The sequence below is a fragment of the Actinomadura darangshiensis genome, from assembly GCF_004349235.1.
In the GTDB taxonomy this organism is placed as follows: domain Bacteria; phylum Actinomycetota; class Actinomycetes; order Streptosporangiales; family Streptosporangiaceae; genus Spirillospora; species Spirillospora darangshiensis.
Map to the genome: position 1 here is coordinate 13483 of NZ_SMKY01000079.1, position 19236 is coordinate 32718.

At 71.6% G+C, this 19236-nt stretch carries 22 protein-coding genes and 1 pseudogene; 9 read left to right on the plus strand and 14 right to left on the minus strand.

Annotation, left to right across the window (positions count from 1 at the left end):
* Nucleotides 1-5: 5 nt before the first annotated feature.
* A complete protein-coding gene (gene add / locus E1293_RS18855; RefSeq protein ID WP_132198739.1) occupies nucleotides 6-1016 on the minus strand; it encodes an adenosine deaminase in 1011 nt (336 codons plus the stop codon).
* Between the two features lie 192 nt (nucleotides 1017-1208).
* Here add and E1293_RS18860 point away from each other — a divergent pair, with 192 nt between their 5' ends.
* From E1293_RS18860 to phtC, 5 genes are read left to right on the plus strand one after another with little or no spacing between them, the layout of a single operon-like run.
* Nucleotides 1209-2576, plus strand: coding sequence for an aromatic ring-hydroxylating oxygenase subunit alpha (locus E1293_RS18860; protein ID WP_132198740.1), 1368 nt, complete (start codon nucleotides 1209-1211; stop codon nucleotides 2574-2576).
* Nucleotides 2573-3157, plus strand: a complete 585-nt coding sequence (locus E1293_RS18865) for a 3-phenylpropionate/cinnamic acid dioxygenase subunit beta (protein WP_243716325.1) — start codon at nucleotides 2573-2575, stop codon at nucleotides 3155-3157. Before E1293_RS18860 ends, E1293_RS18865 begins: the two co-directional genes overlap by 4 nt.
* Nucleotides 3154-3459, plus strand: coding sequence for a hypothetical protein (locus E1293_RS18870; RefSeq protein ID WP_132198742.1), 306 nt, complete (start codon nucleotides 3154-3156; stop codon nucleotides 3457-3459). Before E1293_RS18865 ends, E1293_RS18870 begins: the two co-directional genes overlap by 4 nt.
* Nucleotides 3456-4259 (plus strand): 3-(cis-5,6-dihydroxycyclohexa-1,3-dien-1-yl)propanoate dehydrogenase, encoded by an 804-nt coding sequence (hcaB, locus tag E1293_RS18875; RefSeq protein ID WP_132198743.1) that lies wholly within the window; start codon nucleotides 3456-3458, stop codon nucleotides 4257-4259. Before E1293_RS18870 ends, hcaB begins: the two co-directional genes overlap by 4 nt.
* Entirely contained in the window at nucleotides 4256-4978 is a 723-nt protein-coding gene (phtC, locus tag E1293_RS18880) for a 3,4-dihydroxyphthalate decarboxylase (RefSeq protein WP_132198744.1), read from the plus strand. Before hcaB ends, phtC begins: the two co-directional genes overlap by 4 nt.
* On the opposite strand, the gene E1293_RS18885 is transcribed toward phtC, so the two are convergent.
* The 12 genes from E1293_RS18885 to E1293_RS18935 form a co-directional block, all read right to left on the minus strand.
* The gene (locus E1293_RS18885) at nucleotides 4962-5708 is read right to left on the minus strand and encodes a cupin domain-containing protein (RefSeq protein WP_132198745.1); all 747 of its coding nucleotides are present in this window, start codon (nucleotides 5706-5708) and stop codon (nucleotides 4962-4964) included. The two genes, phtC and E1293_RS18885, sit on opposite strands and share 17 nt — an antisense overlap.
* Complete coding sequence (locus E1293_RS18890; protein WP_207938929.1) at nucleotides 5705-6838, minus strand: alpha/beta hydrolase; 1134 nt, start codon at nucleotides 6836-6838, stop codon at nucleotides 5705-5707. Before E1293_RS18890 ends, E1293_RS18885 begins: the two co-directional genes overlap by 4 nt.
* A gap of 31 nt (nucleotides 6839-6869) precedes the next feature.
* A complete protein-coding gene (locus E1293_RS18895; protein WP_132198746.1) occupies nucleotides 6870-7634 on the minus strand; it encodes an SDR family NAD(P)-dependent oxidoreductase in 765 nt (254 codons plus the stop codon).
* A gap of 26 nt (nucleotides 7635-7660) precedes the next feature.
* Nucleotides 7661-8392, minus strand: coding sequence for an ABC transporter ATP-binding protein (locus E1293_RS18900; RefSeq protein ID WP_243716326.1), 732 nt, complete (start codon nucleotides 8390-8392; stop codon nucleotides 7661-7663).
* On the minus strand, nucleotides 8382-9134 hold the full coding sequence (locus E1293_RS18905; RefSeq protein ID WP_132198747.1) for an ABC transporter ATP-binding protein: 753 nt from the start codon (nucleotides 9132-9134) through the stop codon (nucleotides 8382-8384). Before E1293_RS18905 ends, E1293_RS18900 begins: the two co-directional genes overlap by 11 nt.
* Nucleotides 9127-9987 (minus strand): branched-chain amino acid ABC transporter permease, encoded by an 861-nt coding sequence (locus tag E1293_RS18910; RefSeq protein WP_132198748.1) that lies wholly within the window; start codon nucleotides 9985-9987, stop codon nucleotides 9127-9129. Before E1293_RS18910 ends, E1293_RS18905 begins: the two co-directional genes overlap by 8 nt.
* Nucleotides 9987-10865: a branched-chain amino acid ABC transporter permease gene (locus E1293_RS18915; protein WP_132198749.1), complete on the minus strand. Its 879-nt coding sequence runs from the start codon at nucleotides 10863-10865 to the stop codon at nucleotides 9987-9989. The genes E1293_RS18910 and E1293_RS18915 overlap by 1 nt, the downstream gene beginning before the upstream one ends.
* 6 nt (nucleotides 10866-10871) lie before the next feature.
* On the minus strand, nucleotides 10872-12056 hold the full coding sequence (locus tag E1293_RS18920) for an ABC transporter substrate-binding protein (protein WP_132198750.1): 1185 nt from the start codon (nucleotides 12054-12056) through the stop codon (nucleotides 10872-10874).
* Between the two features lie 219 nt (nucleotides 12057-12275).
* Nucleotides 12276-13049 (minus strand): SDR family NAD(P)-dependent oxidoreductase, encoded by a 774-nt coding sequence (locus tag E1293_RS47525; RefSeq protein ID WP_165978284.1) that lies wholly within the window; start codon nucleotides 13047-13049, stop codon nucleotides 12276-12278.
* Entirely contained in the window at nucleotides 13046-13573 is a 528-nt protein-coding gene (locus E1293_RS47530; protein ID WP_165978285.1) for a UGSC family (seleno)protein, read from the minus strand. The genes E1293_RS47525 and E1293_RS47530 overlap by 4 nt, the downstream gene beginning before the upstream one ends.
* Nucleotides 13570-14667, minus strand: a complete 1098-nt coding sequence (locus E1293_RS18930; protein ID WP_132198752.1) for a hypothetical protein — start codon at nucleotides 14665-14667, stop codon at nucleotides 13570-13572. Before E1293_RS18930 ends, E1293_RS47530 begins: the two co-directional genes overlap by 4 nt.
* Nucleotides 14664-15176, minus strand: a complete 513-nt coding sequence (locus E1293_RS18935) for a VOC family protein (protein WP_132198753.1) — start codon at nucleotides 15174-15176, stop codon at nucleotides 14664-14666. Before E1293_RS18935 ends, E1293_RS18930 begins: the two co-directional genes overlap by 4 nt.
* A 109-nt stretch (nucleotides 15177-15285) precedes the next feature.
* On the opposite strand from E1293_RS18935, the gene E1293_RS18940 reads away from it, so the two are divergent.
* The 3 genes from E1293_RS18940 (at nucleotide 15286) to E1293_RS18950 (ending at nucleotide 17715) form a co-directional block, all read left to right on the plus strand.
* Complete coding sequence (locus E1293_RS18940; protein ID WP_165978286.1) at nucleotides 15286-15714, plus strand: DUF3237 domain-containing protein; 429 nt, start codon at nucleotides 15286-15288, stop codon at nucleotides 15712-15714.
* Between the two features lie 128 nt (nucleotides 15715-15842).
* Nucleotides 15843-16652, plus strand: coding sequence for an IclR family transcriptional regulator (locus E1293_RS18945; RefSeq protein WP_132198755.1), 810 nt, complete (start codon nucleotides 15843-15845; stop codon nucleotides 16650-16652).
* An 85-nt stretch (nucleotides 16653-16737) separates the two neighbouring features.
* Nucleotides 16738-17715, plus strand: coding sequence for an LLM class flavin-dependent oxidoreductase (locus tag E1293_RS18950; protein ID WP_132198756.1), 978 nt, complete (start codon nucleotides 16738-16740; stop codon nucleotides 17713-17715).
* Nucleotides 17716-17741: 26 nt separating this feature from the next.
* Here the strand turns inward: E1293_RS18950 and E1293_RS18955 are convergent, their stop codons facing one another.
* A complete protein-coding gene (locus E1293_RS18955) occupies nucleotides 17742-18755 on the minus strand; it encodes an AraC family transcriptional regulator (RefSeq protein ID WP_132198757.1) in 1014 nt (337 codons plus the stop codon).
* A gap of 95 nt (nucleotides 18756-18850) precedes the next feature.
* On the opposite strand from E1293_RS18955, the pseudogene E1293_RS18960 reads away from it, so the two are divergent.
* Nucleotides 18851-19236, plus strand: a pseudogene (locus E1293_RS18960) (hypothetical protein); the annotation flags it as partial.

Consider the following 19236-nt stretch of genomic DNA (forward strand, 5'->3'; position numbering starts at 1 on the left):
TCTCGTCACGGAGCGATCTGATCGAGTTCGCGCCGGACGGCGGACCTGATCTCAGCGGGCGCGTATGAGGCTTGCAGCGCCGCGTCTTGGACGTCCAGCAGTGCCTGCCGCGTGAACCCGTGCAGGTCATGGGCGGCGCGCAGTTCGGCGTTCAACGTGGTCTGGAAGTAGGCCGGGTCGTCGGTGTTGATCGTTACGACCACGCCCGCCCTCGCCAGCTCGCCCAGCATGTGGCTTTCCAGGTCCTTGACGAGCTTGAGGACGACGTTCGAGGTGGGCGCCACTTCGAGCGGAATCCGCCGTTCGGCCAGCCACGCGACCAGCGCCGGGTCGTCCACGCAGCGGATTCCGTGCCCGATCCGGTCGGCCTTCAGCGACCGCAGCGCGCCCCAGATGCTCTCCGGGCCGGCGGTCTCCCCGGCATGCGGAAGCGAGGCCAGCCCACCCGCCTTCGCCTTGGCGAACGACGAAGCGAACATCTCGGGCGGGAACCCGTGTTCCACACCGCCCAGCCCCAGCCCGACGACCCCCTGCGGGGCAGTGCGTCCCAGCAGGAAGTCCACGGTGAAATGAGAGTCCGGGGCCTCCGTCTCCCGTGAGATGTCGCAGATCCAGCCGATCTCCACCCCGTGCTCGTCCCGCGCCCGCCGCCGCCCCTCGTCCAGGCCGGCGACATACTCCTCAAGCGCGACGCCCCGACGGTGATGCTGGAACGGCGTCGTGGTGACCTCCGCGTACCGGACGTTCTGCGCCGCAAGCTCGGCGGCGAGCGCGAGGGTGGCGTCCGCGAAGTCCTCGGCGCCCCGCAGCACGTCCAGCCCGGCCAGAAACAACCAGGCGAAGTCGTCGAACCCATCGAACCGATACAGGTCACCTAGCTGTTCCGCAGACCCGACCCCCAGATCGACCCCGTGGCGCCGCGCCAACGCGAACAACGTCGCCGGCCGCAACGACCCCTCCAGATGCAGGTGCAGCTCTACCTTGGGCAGCCCCTGAATCCACTCCCCGATATCCATCTCGACCCCCGATCTGTGTGGTCAACCATACACGTCACTTGTCTGATGAACCATACAAATATTTGTCCACCCGGTGGCGGCGTACCGGTCGGTTGACAGGGTTGATCGAGCGCTGTTCTACTGGCCAGAGGATTGCTCTGTGGTACAGAAATCTGGCCGACCGGGAGGCGAGTTCGTGGGGAGACGTCGCAGATGATCGACCAGGCGGGTGTCGTGGGCAGCGTGCGGCGCGGCATGATCCCGGCGCACATCTACAACGACGAGCAGGTCTTCGCGTTGGAGAAGGAGCGGGTGTTCGGCAGGGCGTGGATGTTCGTGGCCCACGAGTCGGAGATCCCCGAGGCGGGCGATTACGTCGTGCGGCGCGTCCTGGACGACTCCTTCATCGTCGTCCGCGACGAGAAGGGCGAGATCCACGCGCACTTCAACATGTGCCTGCATCGGGGCATGCAGGTCTGCCGGGCCGAAATGGGCAACGCCTCGCATTTCCGCTGCCCGTACCACGGATGGTCCTACCGCAATGACGGCCGCATCGTCGGCCTGCCGTTCCACCGGGACGCCTACGGCGGAGAAGCGGGGTTCCAGCGCAAGGACCGGCGGCTGCTGCCCGCGCCGAACATCGACTCCTGCAACGGCATGATCTTCATCAGCCTGGACGACGAACCGCCGTCCCTGCGGGACTACCTCGGCGACTTCACCTTCTACCTCGACTACTACACGCGGCAGAGCCCGAGCGGCATCGAGCTGCGCGGCCCGCAGCGCTGGCGGGTCAAGGCGAACTGGAAGATCGGCGCGGAGAACTTCGCCGGCGACATGTACCACACGCCGCAGACCCACACGAGCGTGGTGGAGATCGGCCTTTTCCGGGAGCCCAAGGCGGAAAAGCGCCGGGACGGTGCCACCTACTGGGCCGGGAATGGCGGCGGCACCACCTACAAACTGCCGCCGGGCGATCTGGAGGAACGGCTGCGGTACGTCGGCTATCCCGACGAGATGATCGCCCGGATGAGCCGGGAATGGTCGGCGGAGCAGCGCGCGGTCGTCGGCCGGGACGGGTTCATGATCTCGGCGGCCTCGGTGTTCCCGAACCTGAGCTTCGTGCACAACTGGCCGCGGGTCGAGGACTCCGAGGACGTCGTCCCCTTCATCTCCGTCCGCCAGTGGCAGCCGATCAGCCACGACGAGACCGAGGTCCTGTCCTGGTTCGCGGTGGACGCCGAGGCCCCGGAGGAGTTCAAGCGGCTCTCCTACAAGGCGTACCTGATGTGCTTCGGCAGCACCGGGATGTTCGAGCAGGACGACGTCGAGAACTGGGTGTCGCTGACCAGCACGGCCGCGGGCTCGATGGCACGGCGGCTGGCGCTGAACAGCCGCATGGGCTTGCTCGAGGACGACACCGAACTCGTCCCCGCCCTGCCCTCCGAGCGGTTCAGCGGGCCTGGCACCGCCCGTGTCGGCTACAGCGAGCACAACCAGCGGGAACTGCTCCGGCGCTGGGCGGACCACATCGAACAGCCGATGCCGAAAGCCGCCGGCGAATGGACGGAGGCCGAGCGTTGACCGACGCGAGCACGCACTCCTCCCGTTCGGTCCTGGGCGGCCACGCCCCGAGGGAACAGCGCCAAGGCTCCACCTTGCCCTTCGGCGACGAACGCCACCTCCGGGCGCACCAATGGCTCGTCGACGAGGCGTATCTGCTGGACGAGCAGGCGTACACGCAGTGGCTGGAACTGCTGACCGACGACATCCACTACCTGATGCCCGTTCGGGTGACGACCGCGCAGGCGACGGGGTTCGACACGGCGCCCGGCGCCGCCCACTTCGACGAGAACAAGTATTCGCTGGCGCGGCGCGTAGCCCGGTTCGGCACCGAGCACGCCTGGACGGAGGACCCTCCGTCCCGGCTGCGCCACCACATCACCAACGTGCGCACGTTCGCGACCGGCGACGACGACCATCTCATCGTCGACTCCGGGGTGCTGTTGTTCCGCAGCCGGGGCGACGTCCGGGAGCCGTCCCTGGTCTCGGCCGGACGCGAGGACCTGCTGCGGCGCGAATCGGGCGGCTGGCGGCTGGCACGGCGCACGATCCTGGTGGACGAGTCGGTGATCCGCATGCAGAATCTGGCGATCTTCCTATGACGATCCGCTGGGAGGGCGAGCAGCAGGACGCGGACGACGCCGCGCGCGCCGAGCAGGAGCGGCTGCGCCTGCTGGAGCACGCCCAGGGCGAGACGATCGTGCTGGGCAACGAGTTCTCCGAGATCAGGATCACCAAGGTCGGCACCCGCAACGGCGCCCGGCTGCTGGTCGAGGCCCCGCGCTCGGGGCAGTGGGTCGCGCTGTGCCCGCTGGAGCTGGAGGCGCTGACCTGGCAGCGTCCCGCGACCTTCTCGGCGATGATCGGCAACCCGTTCGCCTCGCTGGTGGAGGACGACGAATGACCGGCTGGCTGGACGGCCGGCGGGCGCTCGTCGTCGGCGCCGGTTCGGGCATCGGACGCGCGGTGGTCGACGCGTTCCGCGCGGAGGGCGCGAGCGTCGCCGTCCTGGAACGGGACGCGGGAAAGAGCGCGGCGATCACCGAGGCGCTGCCGGACGTGCCGGTCACGGTTGGCGACGCGACGACGCGCGAGGCGAACGACGAGGCCGTCGCCACGGCGGTCGAGGCGTTCGGCGGCCTGGACGTCCTGGTGAACTGCGTCGGGGTCTTCGACTTCTACCGGGGCCTGGGCGACCTGGACGCCGACGTCATCGACGACGCGTTCGCCGAGATGTTCTCGACCAATGTGAAATGCCATCTGCACGCGGTGAAGGCGGCGCTGCCCGCGCTGCGCGAGTCGCGCGGCTCGATCGTGCTCACCGAGTCGACGTCCGCCTACTACGCCGGTCGCGGCGGCGTGCTGTACGTGTCCTCGAAGTTTGCTGTGCGCGGCCTGGTGACGTCGCTGGCGCACGAACTGGCGCCGGACGTCCGGGTCAACGGCGTCGCCCCCGGCGGCACCCTCGACACCGACCTGCGCGGGATCCCGAGCCTCGGGCAGGAGTCCCGGCGGCTCGACGACACACCGGGCCGGGCCGCGGACCTGGCCGCGCGCACCCCGCTCGGCGTCGCGCTGACCGGCGCGGACCACGCGTGGAGTTACGTGTTCCTCGCCTCCTCGCGGTCCAGGGGGATCACCGGCGACGTCGTCCACCCGGACGGCGGCATCGCCACCGGCCGGCAGACAGAAAGGCGACCATGACCGAAACCTTCGCCGAACAACGCCTTCAGATCGCCGACGCCTGCCGCGTCCTGGCCATGCGGGGTCTGGCCGACGGAATCCTCGGACATATCAGCCGGCGGGTGGGGCCCGACCGGATCCTCATCCGGTGCCGCGGACCGCACGAGCGAGGGCTCGCGCACACGACCGCGGCCGACGTCCGCCTACTGGACCTCGACGGTGCGCCGGCCGCCGAGGGCGAACTCGACGGGGGCTGGCGGCCGCCGAACGAGCTGCCGCTGCACACCGAGGTGCTGCGCGCCCGTCCGGACGTCCAGGCCGTCGTCCACGCCCACCCGCCCGCCGTCGTGGCCGCCGACCTGGCCGGGCTGGCGATCCGGCCCGTCATCGGCGCGTTCGACATCCCCGGTGCGCGGCTCGCCCAGGCCGGCGTCCCCGTGTATCCCCGCGGGGTGCTGGTGCGCGACCGGCGCCTGGCCGCCGAGATGGTCGCCGCGCTCGGCGCCAAGGCGGTGGTCCTGCTCCGCGGGCACGGCATCACCAGCACCGGCGGCACGGTGCCCGAGGCGGTGCTGCGCGCGAAGTCGGTCGACGCCATCGCCCGGATGTCGCTCACGGTCGCGAGCGCGGGCGGGACGCTCCGCGACCTCCCCGGCGATGATCTCGCCGAGCTGCCCGACCTCGGCAGCGCCTTCGACGAGACCACCGCGTGGCGGCACGAGCTCAGCCGCCTCCAGTGAGTTCGTCGCGGAGGCCGTGGAAGACCGCGAGCACGTCCCGGCCGTCCAGCGTCTCCGCGTGGCCGGGCGTCTTCAGCCGCACCCGCTCGCCGAGGTCGTGGACGATGAAGCCGCCGTCGAACTCGTTGTGCCCGAGGTGCAGCTCGTAGGCGCACAGCGCGTGCAGGCCGCGCTCGAACAGGCCGCGCGGGGTGCGCAGGGCGCCGCCGGGCCAGGAGATCTCGACCGCGGCCTCGTGGATCTCGAAGGCGAGGCCGCCGGCCCGCCGGCTCGTGTCCGACGCGATGGGGCTCTCGCCCAGGCGGGCCCAGTACGGGTTGCGCGGCATGATCTCCAGGCCGATGCGCCTGCGGCCGTCGCCGGAGTACGTCCGGTGGGCGACCTCTTTGGGCAGCCGCAGCAGGTCGCCGGTCCTGCCCGTGTAGTGGCCGTAGCGCCGGTCCCCCTCGGTCTCCTTGAACTCAACGCGGACGCTGCCGTGCACGACGTACAGGTACTGGTCGCCGTCGAGGTTGGTGTTCCAGAACGGCAGGCTGTCGGCGGCGCCCGTGGACTCCCAGATCGAGACGGGGCCGACGGCGCCCAGCTCGGCGGGCACGTGCGTGGGACGGTCCGCCGCGCCGCCGAACGCGATGACGTTGACGACGTCGAACAGCTCGTCCCTGCCGTCGGTGTGCGACCCGCCGGGGTGGACCCGCAGGTCGGCGAAGTCCGGGTGGAGCTCGGTCATCCGCGCAGCCCTTTCGCTTCGAGCCAGCCGACCAGCGTGTCCGCGACGCGGGCGACCAGTTCCGGTTGTCCTTGCAGGTAGTGGTTGCCGCCCTCGACCGGCACGAGCCGCTTGTCGTCGTGGGGGACCGCGTCGTACATCGACCGGGCGTGGCTCGGGAAGCAGACCTGGTCGGCGGTGCCGTACATGACCAGCGCCGGGACGCTCGTCCGCGCCAGGTGGAGCGGGCCGTCGCAGTTGGAGTCGTCCACGCTCCACTGGCTCAGCCACGACCGCAGGCTGGTGTGGTGGCCGAGGCTCGCCGGCATCAGGTTGGCCGTCTCCACCGGCCCCCACAGGGTGCCCGGCGTCCGGTCGGACGCGTCCAGGGCCATGTCGAGGAATCGCGGGTCGGCGACCGTGCCGTGCACCACGAACGGCAGGTCGCGCAGCTCACCGGGACGTTCGTCCAGCTCGGCGAGCCTGCTGCGGACCCGGCCGGCGATCCGGCGGGCGCGGGCGAGCTGCCCCGCCCGGTACCGCTCGATGAACTCCGCGCTGTACGGAGGGCCGTTGCGCGGGTCGAACATGTCCAGGCCGGGATCGCGCTTCAACGGGTCGTGCTCGTCGACGATCGCCGGATCGAGCCACTCGGTGTACACGAGGGCGCGGCCCGGGTGGGCCATCAGCGACACGAGGCCGTCGACCGGCGGCAGCACGGCCTTCGTCAGGTCGGGCGGGTCGCCGGCGGGCGTCGCGCGCACGGTCGGGGACTCGGCCTGGCTCTGGTAGAACGCGGTGAGTCCGCCGCCGCCGGAGTTCCCGGCCAGGACGATCCGCTCGTAGCCGCGCTCGCGCAGGAACCCGATCGCCGACCCGATGTCGAGCACGCAGTTCTCCATGATGAGCGCGCTGTCGTTGCCGATGTAGCGGGTGTTCAGGCCGACCGCGTCCACGCCGCGTTCGGCGAGCGGGCCCAGCAGGTAGTGCCCGAGGAAGTTCGAGCTCGGATGCACCACGACCACGGCCGTCCGCGACGGCCGCTCCGCCCGGTGCAGCGACGCCCATACCTTCCCCGCCATCCGGGCGACCCCGGAGTAGATGTCGATGCCGGCGCCCGCCGCCATCGGGATCCCGAGCAGTTCGGTCACCGCTCACGCACCTTTCGTCCGCCGTCGGTTCTCATGCGATCAGCCGGCCGCCGTCCACGACGAGCGTCTGGCCCGTCATGAAGCCGGATTCGTCCCCGGCCAGGTAGAGGACGGCCTCGGCGATGTCCGCGGGCTCGCCGGCGCGCCCGACCAGCAGCTTCCCGGTCAGGAAGCCGAGCCGGTCCCGGTCGCGGAACACCGGGTCGGTGGCCGGCGTCCTGGTCAGCCCCGGGGCCACCGCGTTGCACCGGATGCCCTGCCTGCCGTAGTCGAACGCGACCGACCTGGTCAGCGAGATGACGCCGCCCTTGGCCGCCATGTAGGCCCCGAAGCTCGGGCTGGCCGCGAGCCCGGCCGTCGACGCCGTGTTGACGATCGCCCCGCCGCCCCCGGCGAGCATCCGCGGGACCGCGAACTTGCAGCCGAGGAAGACGCTGGTCAGCGTGGTCGCGATCGTCCGGTCCCAGTCCGCCTGGCTCGTGTCGGCGATCGCCCGGCCGAGCGGCGCCCAGTAGGCGTTGTTGTGCAGGACGTGCGGCCCGCCGTACGCCTCGGCCGCGCCGTCCACCATGGCCTCGACCGAGTCCGGGTCGGACACGTCGGTCCGGTGGGCGCGGGCGGTGCCGCCGTCGGCCGTGATGGCGTCGACGGTCTGCCTCGCGCCCGCCTCGTCGATGTCCGCGACGGTCACCAGCGCGCCCTCGCGCGCGAAGCGGACGGCCGTCTCCCGGCCGATGCCGGACGCGGCACCGGTGACGATGACGGACCTTTCCTCGAAACGACGGCGAGACGGCACGGTGGCTCTCCCTGGTACGAGTGCGGCTACTCACCGGAGCCGAGGTAGCCCCGGAGCAGTGAAGGGTCCGCCGACAGTTCGGCGGAGGCGCCGGACGCGGTGACGCGCCCGGCGGTGAGCACGTAGCCCCGGTCGGCGGCGGCGAGCCCCTGGGCGACGTTCTGCTCGACCAGCAGGACGGTCTGGCCGTCGGCGGCGAGCGTGCGGATCATCGCGAACACCTCCCGGACCAGCAGCGGGGACAGGCCGAGGGACGGCTCGTCCAGCAGCAGCAGCTTCGGCCGCGCCATCAGCGCCCGGCCGATCACGAGCATCTGCTGCTCGCCGCCGGAGAGGGTGCCGGCCTTCTGCGCCCGGCGGTCCCGCAGGCGGGGGAACCGGTCGAAGACCTCGTCCAGTGCGGCCCGGACCGCGGGACGGTTCCGGCGGGTGAACGCGCCCACCCGCAGGTTCTCCTCGACGGTCAGGCGGGGCAGCACCCGCCGCCCCTCGGGGACGTGGACCATGCCGGCGCGTACCAGCAGGTCGCTCCGCATCCCGGTCACGTCCCGCCCGTCGAGGGCCACGCCGCCGCCCCAGGGGCGGATCATGCCGGAGACCGCCCGCAGAACGGTGCTCTTCCCCGCTCCGTTGGGCCCTAGGACCGCGACCAGTTCGCCGCGGCGCACCTCGACGCTCACGTCCGCCACCCCGGTGACGCGGCCGTAGCCGGCCCGCAGGTTCGTGACCTTCAGCAGCTCTTCCCGCTCAGGTGCCAAGGTAGGCCGTCCTCACCTCGTTGCTGGCCAGCACGGGTCCGGGCGGCCCGCCGGTCAGCCTGCGGCCGAAGTTGAGCACCGTCACGTGGTCGCAGATGTTCGAGATCACGTCCATGTCGTGCTCGACCACGACGACGGTCAGCCCCTCGTCCCGCAGCTCCCGGATCCGCGGGACGAGGGCCCGCCGCCCCTCGGCGGTCATGCCCGCCGCTGGCTCGTCGAGCAGCAGCACCTTCGGCCGCGCGGCGAGGGCGCGCGCCATCTCCAGCTGTTTCTGCAGGCCGTAAGGGAGTTCTGCGGCCCGGCGCCCGCGGTACGGGGCCAGCTCGAACACGTCCAGAGCCTGCTCCGCCTCGGCGCGCAGCCGCCGGTCCGCGCCGGACCTGAGCGGCCACAGCGAGCGCGTCCCGGTGGACGCCCGGCCGTGCTGCCCGAGCAGGACGTTCTCCAGGACGGTCAGTCCGCCGAACAGCCGGATGTTCTGGAACGTGCGCACGATCCCGAGCGGCACCCGGCGCTGGGGTGTCAGGCGGGTGACGTCCCGCCCGGCCAGCTCGACCCGGCCCGCGTCCGGTGGCACGTAGCCGGAGACGACGTTGAGCAGGGTCGTCTTGCCCGCGCCGTTCGGGCCGACGACGCCGTGCACCGTCCCTTCGGCCACGTCCAGGTCGACCTCGCCCAGCGCCTCGACGCCCTGGAAGTGCTTGGTCACCGCGGACACCCGCAGCAGCGGCTCAGCCAACGGATTCACGCTCCCGTCCCGCCGGGATGCGCGGCAGCCGGATCCGGCCGCCGCCGCGCCGGCCGATCAGCCCCTGCGGACGCACGATCATCAGTGCCACGAACAGCAGGCCGTAGACGATCTCGTACCACTCGTTCAGCCAGTCGAAGTAGATCGGCAGCAGGCTCAGCGCGACGGCCCCGAGGGCCGCGCCCCAGAAGTACTCGACCCCGCCGAGCACGCAGTACAGGATGATCAGCAACGCCTGGCGGGGGCCGAACAGCTCCGGATTGATGACCATGAGCTGGTGCGCGGACAGCGCGCCCGCGACCCCGGTCACGGCGGCGGACGTGGCGAACGCGCCCACCGCGATGCGCGTGATGCGCAAGCCGGACGCCGTCGCGGCCCGCTCGTCCTCCCGGATCGCCTTGTAGGCGAGGCCGAGCCGGGACCTGCTGAGCAGCACGAGGTAGGCGACGACGATCAGTACGCACCCGAGGACGAGCGGCACCGTGGTCCCGGTCATCCCGATCATGCCGCTGGCGCCGCCGACGTACTCCCACTGCGAGATCAGCAGGTTGACCAGCTGGGAGAAGATGAACGTGATGATGGCGAGGTACAGCATCGACAGCCGCAGCGCCATCCAGCCGATCAGCGCGCCCGCGACCGCCGCCGCGGCGCCGGAGGCGAGCATGGCGAGGGGGAGCGGCCAGGAGAAGTTGAGCGTCAGGATCGACGCGGTGTAGGCGCCGATCGCCATGAACGCCGTGTGGCCGAACGAGTACTTGCCCGTCGAGACCGCGATCCAGTACCCGAGCGCCAGCAGCACGCTGATGCCGACCTGGAGCACGACCGCCTCGGTGAAGCTGGACATCAGACCCTCTCAAGCACGCCGGCGTTGCGGCCGAACAGCCCCTGCGGCCGGACCAGCAGCACGATGCCGACGAGGATGAAGACGATCAGGTCGCGGAGCGTCGCCGACAGGTAGGCCACGGTCAGCGTCTGGATCAGCCCGATGACCAGGGCCGCGACCACCCCGCCGGTGACGCTGCCGAGCCCGCCCAGCACGATGATCATCAGCGCGGTGAGCGTGGTGGTGAACCCGTCGAACGGGCTGATCGAGTGGTAGGCCAGCCCGGTCAGCAGGCCCGCCGCCCCGGCCAGCACGCCCGAGAGCGCGAACGTGAGCAGGATGACCCGCTGCACCGGCACGCCGAGCAGCCCCGCCATGGTCGCGTCGTCCGACACCGCCCGGATCGCGGTGCCCCACGGGGTGCGTTCCAGGAACAGGTACAGCCCGGCGGTCAGCAGCGTGGCCAGCAGCAGGATCACCAGCTGCGCGCCGGACACGGTGAGGACGCCGAGGTCGAGCCGGACCCCGGACAGGACGTCCGGCACCGAGCGCTGGTGGCTGCCGAACGCCTTGGTGACCACGGCGGTCAGCACCAGCCCGCAGCCGAGGCTGCTGAGGATCGACGCCGTCGGGAAGTCCGCGGACACGAACCGGAACGACAGGTAGTACACCGCCACCGCGACGCCCCCGCCGATCGCGGTGGCGGCGGCGAACGCGACCGGGAACGGCACCGGGGTCTCGGTCATGATGAGCGCGCCGAGGACGGCGCTCACCATCGCCGTCTCGCCCAGCGCGAAGTTGAGCCGGTCCATGGCGCCGACGACCAGGTTGAAGCCCAGGGCGACCAGGCAGAAGGTCGCCCCGAGCAACAGGCCGTTGAACAGCTGCTGTGCGAGCATCCGCGGTCAGCCGGCACTCTTGTCGATCACGAACTTGCCGTTCTGGACGACGGCCCGGAGCTGGGGCCGCTGCGCGATGCCGTCCTTGAACGTGGTCGCGTCGGCCATGCCCTGGTGGTTCCGCATGCCGTTGAGAGCCTCCTGGACCGCGACCCGTCCCTTGACGACGCCGTCCGAATCGCTTTTCACGCCCTTCTCCTCGATGGCCTTGGCGATCATGTGCACCGCGTCGAACGCGTAGGCGAAGTTGAGCGGGATCTCGGCCTGGCCGCTGGCCGCCTGCGCCTTGTCCAGCAGGGCCTTCGCGGCGGGGGCCGCGCTGTGCGGGTCGTACTGGGCCGCGGCCAGGGTGCCCTCGGTGGCCTTGCCGCCGGCCGCGACGTAGGCGGCGCCGCCGGACTGCAGCGAGCCGGTGCCGAGCAGCGTGAAGGTCTGGCCCTGGCTCCGCACCTCCCGCGCGATGCGGCCGGCGTCGTCCGGGCCGGCGGCGAGGGCCAGCACGTCGGGCTTCGCGGACGCGACCGAGGTGACCTGCGAGGCGAAGCTGGAGTCGCCGCTCTTGAACGTCGCCGTCTTCACGACCTGGACGCCGGTGCTCCCGAACACGCTCCGGAACAGGTCGGCCTGCGCCTTCGTGGTCGCGTTGGCCTCGTCGCCGATGATCGCGGCGCGCTTCAGGCCCTTCTCCTGGACGATCTTGGTGAGCACAGGGGTGCTGTTGTCGGCGTCCGGCTGGGCGATCGTGAAGCCGTACGGGCGGGCGTTCTCCAGCACGCCGGGCCGGGCCGCGCCGGGGCTCACGATCGGCACCTTGAGCTTGTTGGCCGCGGTGCAGGCGACCTCGCAGCCGGCGCTGTCGACCGGGCCGACGATCGCGAGGACCTTCTGCTTGGTGGCCAGCTGCGGAATCAGCGTCGCGGTGGTGGCCGGGTTGTTCTGGCTGTCGACCTTGACCAGCTCGACCTCGGTGCCGCCGATGCCGCCCGCCTCGTTCAGCAGTTTCACCGCGTACGCGGCACCCGCCTCCATCGTCTTGGCGTTGCTGGCGAACGGACCGGCGGAGCTGGTGACGAGGCCGATCCTGTAGACGGCGGCGCCGCCGGAGCCGGAACCTTCGCCGCAGGCCGCCAGGACCAGCGTGGCGGCGGTCAGCCCGGCCGTGACGCGCCCTGCGGTGCCGGCTCTGATCATCGTGGGATCCCTTCGTCTGTGTGTGCGAAGCGCCCGCGTGGACCCGGGGCACAGGGATGTCGGATGGACGTGTCAGAGGGAGGGAGCCCGGTGGCCGATGTTCTCTATTCTCCAGAATCGTTCTCTGGAGAATAGCGATCGTGGGGTCGTCCGTAAAGGTCTTTCCGGGCTCTACCTCGGCTGATGTGCGCGCCGGGCGGGACGGTGCGGGCGGTCAGGTCAGCCGTGGGTCCAGCCGCCGTCGACGTTGACGACCTGGCCGGTGATGAAGTCCGAGTCCGGCGAGCACAGGAACACCACCGCGCCGGAGAGGTCGTCCGGGACGCCGACCACGGGCAGGCACTGCTCGCTCTTCATGCGCTCCCGGAGCGCCAGCGCCGCCTCCGGCGTGTGCACCGTCTTCCTGGTCTCGACCGGGATGTAGCCGGGGGCGATCGCGTTCACCCGGATCCCGTCCGGGCCGAGCTCGCGGGAAAGGGCCCGGGTCAGGCCGACCACCCCGGCCTTGGCCGTGACGTACGGGGCGAGCCCGGCCGGCAGGCCCTTCGCCACCATCGTCGACGTGACGTTCACGATCTTGCCGTAGCCCGCCGCCCGCATGTGCGGGACGACCGCGGTCGCGCACAGCCACTGGCCGGTCAGGTTGACGTCGAGCACCCTGGTCCACTCCGCCCGGCTGAACGAGTCGAAGGGGGCGGTCGGCAGCAGCGCGCCTCCGGCGTTGTTGACCAGCGCGTCGACCCGTCCCCAGCGGTCGGCCACCGCGCCGACGAACGCGCCGACCTGCTCGGCGTCGGTGACGTCGGCCTCGTGCGCGGTCACCCGGCCTGCGCCCGCCACGGCGGCGATGGCCTCGGCCGCGGACCGCGCCGCGTCCCCCGCGATGTCGACGACGGCGACACGGGTCCCCGCCTCCGCCAGCCGGGCGGCGTACGCCCGGCCCAGCCCCTGCCCCGCTCCGGTGACGATCGCCACCCGCTCGGCCGCGGTCACCGGCCCGCCCGCCCGCGGATCTGGCCGCTCGCGTCGTCGGCGCGCGCGGCGAGCAGGTCGCCGGTCAGCGAGCCGAGCGGATGGTCGATGACGGTGAGCGGCAGGTCGGGGACGCCCGCCGCCCGCGCGGCGATCCGGGCCGTGGTGACCAGCTCGGACGTGCACACGACATAGGACGGGACCCCTCGGCGTTCGAGCGCGATCGCGTCCCGCACCGTGCACGAGCAGCAGCCGGCGCAGTCGCCGACACCGGTCACCACCACGTCGCAGTTCGCGGCCAGGTCGTCGAGCATCTCGGCGGAGGCGACCCGGCCGATGCCGGGCTTGCGCGCCCAGCCGGCGTCCCGTGCCCCGTCCTCCCGCAGCCGCGCGGACAGCAGCCGCAGGAAGCGGTCGCTGTTCGGCTTGCCGTTGTCGAGGTATCCGATCGCGAGCCCGGACAGCGACGCGGGCCGGGGCAGCGACCCCGTGGTCTCCCGCGGGGCCTCGGCGGTCGGATCGAGGACGACCAGTGGTCCGGTCATGGCGTCTCCCCTTGCGGTATCCCGCTCTGCGGTATCCGGCTCTGCGGTATCCGGCAGCGCTCCGTCTCCTGGGCGGAGAGCGCCTCGGTCACGGGCGCGGACTCGTGGCCACCGACCCAGTACGGGATGACCGCGGAGTAGCCGTAGAGATCACCGCCGGCGACGGTGATCAGGATGTCCTCGGGCCGCCGGACGACGGTGCGCGCCTCGTCCTCGCCGTCCGGGCCCGGTGCGCCCGGCAGCCGTCCCGCGCGCCGGAGTGCCCCGGCGCTGCGCCGGGCCAGGCGGAACAGTTCCGCGCGGACGTCCGCGCGGCCCATCCCGGCCTGCCGCATGACCGCGGCGTGCCGGGGGCCGAGCACCACGACGACGCTGCCGCCCGTGTAGTGGCAGGGCAGCATCGTGTCGGCGATCGTGGCGAGGATCGGGCCGGGCTCGCTCGCCCAGTCGTTGCGCGCGTTGACCGGCGCCTCGCCCGCGAACACCGTCACCGCGCTCTGCTCGGCCGGCACGCCCCGCTCGGCGTGCAGCGGTTCCCACGCGTCCGGGAGGTCCCTGCTCTCGCCGATGCAGTAGGTGTACTTGCCCGGATGCCCGAAGGTGGCCTTGTCCAGGACGCCCGGTACGCCGCCGCACAGGTTCTGCAGGATGAGCCGCACCGCCCGGCCGATCGTGGCGTTGGCGTGGTGGCCGGGCCCGAACAGGCTGAACGAGGTGTTGACGTTCAGCTGGTCGACCACCGGCCCGCTGATGATCAGCAGCGGCGCGGTGGCGCCGCTGACCGTGGTGCTGTGCAGGTTGAACGGCTCGCGGGTGAGGGCGCGGACCGTCGCGGCGAGCACCGACATGTACTCCTCGCGGCAGCCCGCGGCGACCGCGTTGACCGCGATCTTCTCCAGCGTGAGCGCCTGTCCCTGCTCGGGCAGCCGCCCGATCACCTGGCCGGCCGGCAGGCCCGCCGCGGCCACGAACCGCTCGACCCGTTCCGGCGTGGGCGGGACGACGGGCAGCCCGTCGCCCCAGCCGTTCCGGGTGAACAGGTCCTGCGCCGCCTCGTCGCCGGCCACCGTGTGCCGGGTGGACGCGAGCGTCATGGGGCGGCCGGGCCGTGCTCGTCCTGCCAGGCCTTGACCGCCTTCTCCGCGGCCGCGGCGTCGTCGTCGTTCAGGGGCCGGTTCTGGTAGGTCAGCTCCAGGCGCACGCCGTTGGGGTCGAAGAAGTAGATCGACGACCAGATGCCCTCGTGGTCGACGACGCCCCGCACCTCGACACCGGCCGCGACCAGGCGGTCGCGGGCGGCCTCCACCTCCTCCAGGCTGTCCAGGGAGAGGGCGAGGTGCGGTGCCCAGCGCGGCAGCGGGGACTCGTGGTGGTCGGTGTCGACGCCCTCGATCTCGAAGAACGCGATGCACGAGCCGTTCTCCATCTCGAAGAACGTGTGCAGGAAGGACGTCCGCTCGCCGGTGCTGCCCACGCTGTCGTCCATGGCGTAGCCGACGAGCCGCATGCCGAGCAGCTCGGTGTAGAAGCGCTTGGTCGCGGCGGTGTCACGGGTCACGTACGCGACGTGGTTGAGGCCCCGGGGGCGGGTGAATCCGGTCATGGCCAGCCTCTCTGCCGGTCCGGAGGGTGTCTCGTTGATTTCTTCAATGCAGAATGCTTTTCTGTCCTTCTGGATGTCAAGCCCTCACGGGCGGCCTGGAGGAGACCGAGTGAGCATCGAGCTGGACCCGCTGGGCACGCTGACCATCACGATCGAGCGGCAGACGAAGCTGCCGTCGACGCCCCAGGGCGGCCGGCTGATCGGGGAGGCCGCGACCTGCCGGTGGGAGGGGGAGCACGTCCGGGCGAGCCAGCTCGGACGCAGCGCGAGCGACTGGGTGCGCGTCCACGCGGACTCGACGGTCAGCGTGGACGCCCGGATCCTGCTGCGCACCGACGACGGCGCCGTCATCGCGATGACCTACCGCGGGAAGGCGGACCGGCCGCCCGCGGACGGGGGCGTCATCTTCACCGCGCCCACCTTCGAGACCGACGACGAGCGGTACGGGTGGCTGAACCGGATCCAGGCGGTGGGCATGGGCCGCCGGACCGGCGACACGCTCGTCTACGAGCTGTACGCGCTGACCGCCGGAGCCTGACGGCCTCCCGGAGCCCGCCGGCACGGCGCCGGAGGCGGTCCGCGTCGCCGGCATCGGAGCGATAATGGGCAGCGGTTCCCGCCATGCTCAAGACACGCACTCCATGCTGACCGCCAGAAAGGGCGCCGATGCCCGACCATGCAGGAAGTCCGGACGCGGATCCGCTGAGCGAGCCGGAGTACTCGGCACCCCCGCAGTACCCGATCGAGTCCGTGGACAACGCCCTCCGGCTGCTCTGGCTGATCGGCGAACGGGGCGCGCTGCGCCTGACCGACGCGGGGGACCACCTCGGCGTGGCCTCGTCGACCGCGCACCGGCTCCTCGCGATGCTGCAGTACCGGGGTTTCGTCCGGCAGAACCGCCAGTCCCGGATGTACGAGCCGGGGCCGTCGATCGACAAGATCGCCTTCTCCCTGCTGGCCCGCCTCGACGTGCGCGAACGCGCTCGTCCCGTGCTGGAGCGCCTCAATGCCGAGCTGCGCGAGACCGTCCACCTCGGACGCCTCGAAGGGCAGCTGGTCCACTTCATCGACTCGATCGAGAGCCCGCGGGCCGTTCGCGTCGGATCGCGCCTCGGCCGGTCCATGCTCGCGCACTGCACCTCGACGGGAAAGGCGATGCTGGCCCAGCTGCCGGATGCCGGCCTGGTGGAGCTGTATCCCGAGCCGAAGCTGGAGCAGATGACCAGCGAGTCGATCGACACCCGCGACGCCCTGCTGGACGAGCTGCGCGAAGTGCGCCGCAAGGGCTACGCCACCAGCAAGGAGGAGAGCGAGGACGGCGTGGCGTCGGTGGCCGTGGCGCTGCCCCGTTCGAGCCGCACACCGCTGGCACTGAACATCTCCGTCCCCGTGAACCGCATGAACGCCGCCACCCGCCGCGCCATCGCCGCCGCGCTCACCGAAGCGGTGAAGGAGATCGACGAGCTGATCATCTAGCTCGGGAGCCCGCCCCCCGGGTCTGCCTTACAGAAAATATTTCTGCCATGATGCGGCCACGGGTCCGACGAAGAGGGGCGGCGGGATGCGGAGCACGGGTACGGGTCTCGGACTGTCCATCGCATCGCACAGCGGCCTGCCGCCGGCGGCGATGGGCGAGCTGGCCCGCGACGCCGAGGACGCCGGATTCACGGCCGCCTTCGTCGCCGAGGGCAACGGCGACGCCCTGACGCTGTGCCACGCGCTGATCGCGGCGACGGACTCGATCGCCGTGGGCACCGCCATCGCCAATGCCGCGCTGCGCCCGCCCGTGCTGACCGCCAAGACCGCCGTGCTCCTGGACGACGCCTCAGGCGGCCGCTTCCGGCTCGGCCTGGGCGTCGCCAACGCGGCCAAGAACGCGCAGTCCGGCCTGCCCGCGCTTCCACCGCTCCGGCTGGCCGAGGAGTACGTGGCGGTGGTCCGCGCCGTCCTGGCGGGCGGGCCCGGTTTCAGCGGTGAGATCTTCCGTACCGGCCACGTGCCGCTCGACCGTCCGCCGCACCGCCCCGACCTGCCCGTCCACCTGGCCGCGCTGGGCCCGCGCATGCTGCGGCTGGCGGGCCGCGTGGCCGACGGCGTGATCCTCAACCTGATCTCACCGGACCAGGCCGCCGAGTCCGTGGCCGCCGTCCGCCGGTCCGCCGCGGAAGCCGGCCGGGACCCGGCGGACGTCGAGATCGCCTGCGTCGTCCACATCGGCCTGGCCGACGACCCCGGGGCGGCGGCCCGGGCGGCGCGCGCCATCGTCCCCCGCTATGCCCTGCATCCCGCGGCGCCGAGCCTGTTCGGCGACCCGCTGACCGCCGTCCGGAACCGTCTCCGCGAGGGTGACCGGGCCGGCGCCGCCCGGCAGGTGCCGCAGCACGTCGCGGACGGGTTCGTGGCGCACGGCGACCCCGCCGCGTGCCATGCCCGGATCGAGGAGTACCGCAAGGCGGGCGTGGACCTGCCTGTCCTGTACCCGATTCCGGTCGACGGGGTGTGGCCGTACGCGGATGTGATCGGCCGGCTGGCCGCGTAGCGTGCCCCCCCGCGTCGTTTCGCGGATCAGGGGCGGGTTCGACGGCGGTAGCCGCCCGGCGTGTGTCCCGTCCAGCGTTTGAACGCCTGGACGAACGCCGACGTGGTCGCATATCCGAGTTGGCGGGCGGTCGCATCGATGGACATTCCAGGGGAGTCCAGGTCGCGCATCGCGCGTACCATCCGCACCTCGGCGTCGAGTGCGCGGAACGATGTGCCCTCCGCGGTGAGCGCACGCCGCACCGTGCGCGGCGACATTCGGAGTTCCTCCGCCACCTTAGGAAGCGGCGGCGGTGGTCCGGTCGCCTGTTCCAGAACCGCCCGGACCCGCCCGGCGGCGCCCACATGGGCATGCCGCCTCTTGAGCAGGTCCGCGCAATGGCCGTGCAGTTGGGGGACGACGACGGTGTTCGCCTGCGGCATCGGCTGCGCGAGCACGGAATTGTCGTAGGTCACCCGGTCAACCGGCCGCGAGAACTCCGCAGGCGTTCCGAACAGCCGCTCGTAGCGGTGCGCATGCCGGGGACGCGGCTGCGACAGTTCGACTCTGCGCGCCGGGGTCTTGACCCCCAAGGGTGCACTGAACGCGTGCAACGTGGCGCACGCGTGATCCACCAGGTAGGCGTGAAGCTCCGTGGGGAAGCCGTCCAGCGCGAACTCGATGGTCGTCACCGAAGACCCGCGCCGCACCCGCGCCCGTGGAATGCCGTAGCACAGGTCCTGATATCGGGCCGCGGCCGCCAGCGCGTCCCCTGCCGAACCGCTGCACAACAGCAGCAGGCCGGGCATCCCCACCGCGTCCGGTCGGCATCGCCCACCGGCCTGCAGACCCAGGTCGTGCACCGCCGGCAGCGCCGCCTGCACGTTCGCGATCATCCGCAGTTCCGCCACACCGGGGATCTCCGCGATCGGGTCCGCGAAATGCGCGGCCGTCAATGACGTTCCGCGCAGCGCGACCTCGTCCTCCACGCCATGGGCACGCGCGAGCTCCAGCAGATCACGCGCACTCGCGGCACTTCGAGGAACGGACGGGTCACGCACACTGAGAGCCTAAACGCCCCGTGGCCGAAATTCGACACGAGCGGTCCGCAACGAGGCTGTGGGGCCGGCGCGGGCCGCGAATACCGTCCACAGTCATGACGACCATTGCGACAAACCACTGCTTCCGGCTCCGCAAGCGTCCGGTTGGGCGCGTCACCGACACGGACCTGGAACTCGTCGAAGAGACCATTCCGTCACTCGAAGCCGGCGAGGCCCTACTGCGCACGCTCTACCTCAGCATCGACCCGTTCAACCGAGTGTGCATGGACGAGAAGCCCAGCTACACCGAGCCGGTTCCGCTCGACGGCGTCATGAGAGGAGTCGGCATCGGCCAGGTCGTCGAATCACGCCGTTCCGACATGGCGGCAGGCGACCTCGTCCTGGGTTACACGGGATGGCAGGAATACGCGGTCGCGAGCGGACCGGGCGAGTTCAGCCCATGGACGGTGCTCCCGTCCCCGCCCCCGGCACCGATCCCCGC

Coding starts and splice junctions, on each gene's coding strand:
- add (WP_132198739.1), bottom strand. CDS start 1,016: ATGGATATCGGGGAGTGGATTCAGGGGCTGCCCAAGGTAGAGCTGCAC.
- E1293_RS18860 (WP_132198740.1), top strand. CDS start 1,209: ATGATCGACCAGGCGGGTGTCGTGGGCAGCGTGCGGCGCGGCATGATC.
- E1293_RS18870 (WP_132198742.1), top strand. CDS start 3,154: ATGACGATCCGCTGGGAGGGCGAGCAGCAGGACGCGGACGACGCCGCG.
- hcaB (WP_132198743.1), top strand. CDS start 3,456: ATGACCGGCTGGCTGGACGGCCGGCGGGCGCTCGTCGTCGGCGCCGGT.
- phtC (WP_132198744.1), top strand. CDS start 4,256: ATGACCGAAACCTTCGCCGAACAACGCCTTCAGATCGCCGACGCCTGC.
- E1293_RS18885 (WP_132198745.1), bottom strand. CDS start 5,708: ATGACCGAGCTCCACCCGGACTTCGCCGACCTGCGGGTCCACCCCGGC.
- E1293_RS18910 (WP_132198748.1), bottom strand. CDS start 9,987: ATGTCCAGCTTCACCGAGGCGGTCGTGCTCCAGGTCGGCATCAGCGTG.
- E1293_RS18915 (WP_132198749.1), bottom strand. CDS start 10,865: ATGCTCGCACAGCAGCTGTTCAACGGCCTGTTGCTCGGGGCGACCTTC.
- E1293_RS18920 (WP_132198750.1), bottom strand. CDS start 12,056: ATGATCAGAGCCGGCACCGCAGGGCGCGTCACGGCCGGGCTGACCGCC.
- E1293_RS47530 (WP_165978285.1), bottom strand. CDS start 13,573: ATGACCGGACCACTGGTCGTCCTCGATCCGACCGCCGAGGCCCCGCGG.
- E1293_RS18930 (WP_132198752.1), bottom strand. CDS start 14,667: ATGACGCTCGCGTCCACCCGGCACACGGTGGCCGGCGACGAGGCGGCG.
- E1293_RS18935 (WP_132198753.1), bottom strand. CDS start 15,176: ATGACCGGATTCACCCGCCCCCGGGGCCTCAACCACGTCGCGTACGTG.
- E1293_RS18945 (WP_132198755.1), top strand. CDS start 15,843: ATGCCCGACCATGCAGGAAGTCCGGACGCGGATCCGCTGAGCGAGCCG.
- E1293_RS18950 (WP_132198756.1), top strand. CDS start 16,738: ATGCGGAGCACGGGTACGGGTCTCGGACTGTCCATCGCATCGCACAGC.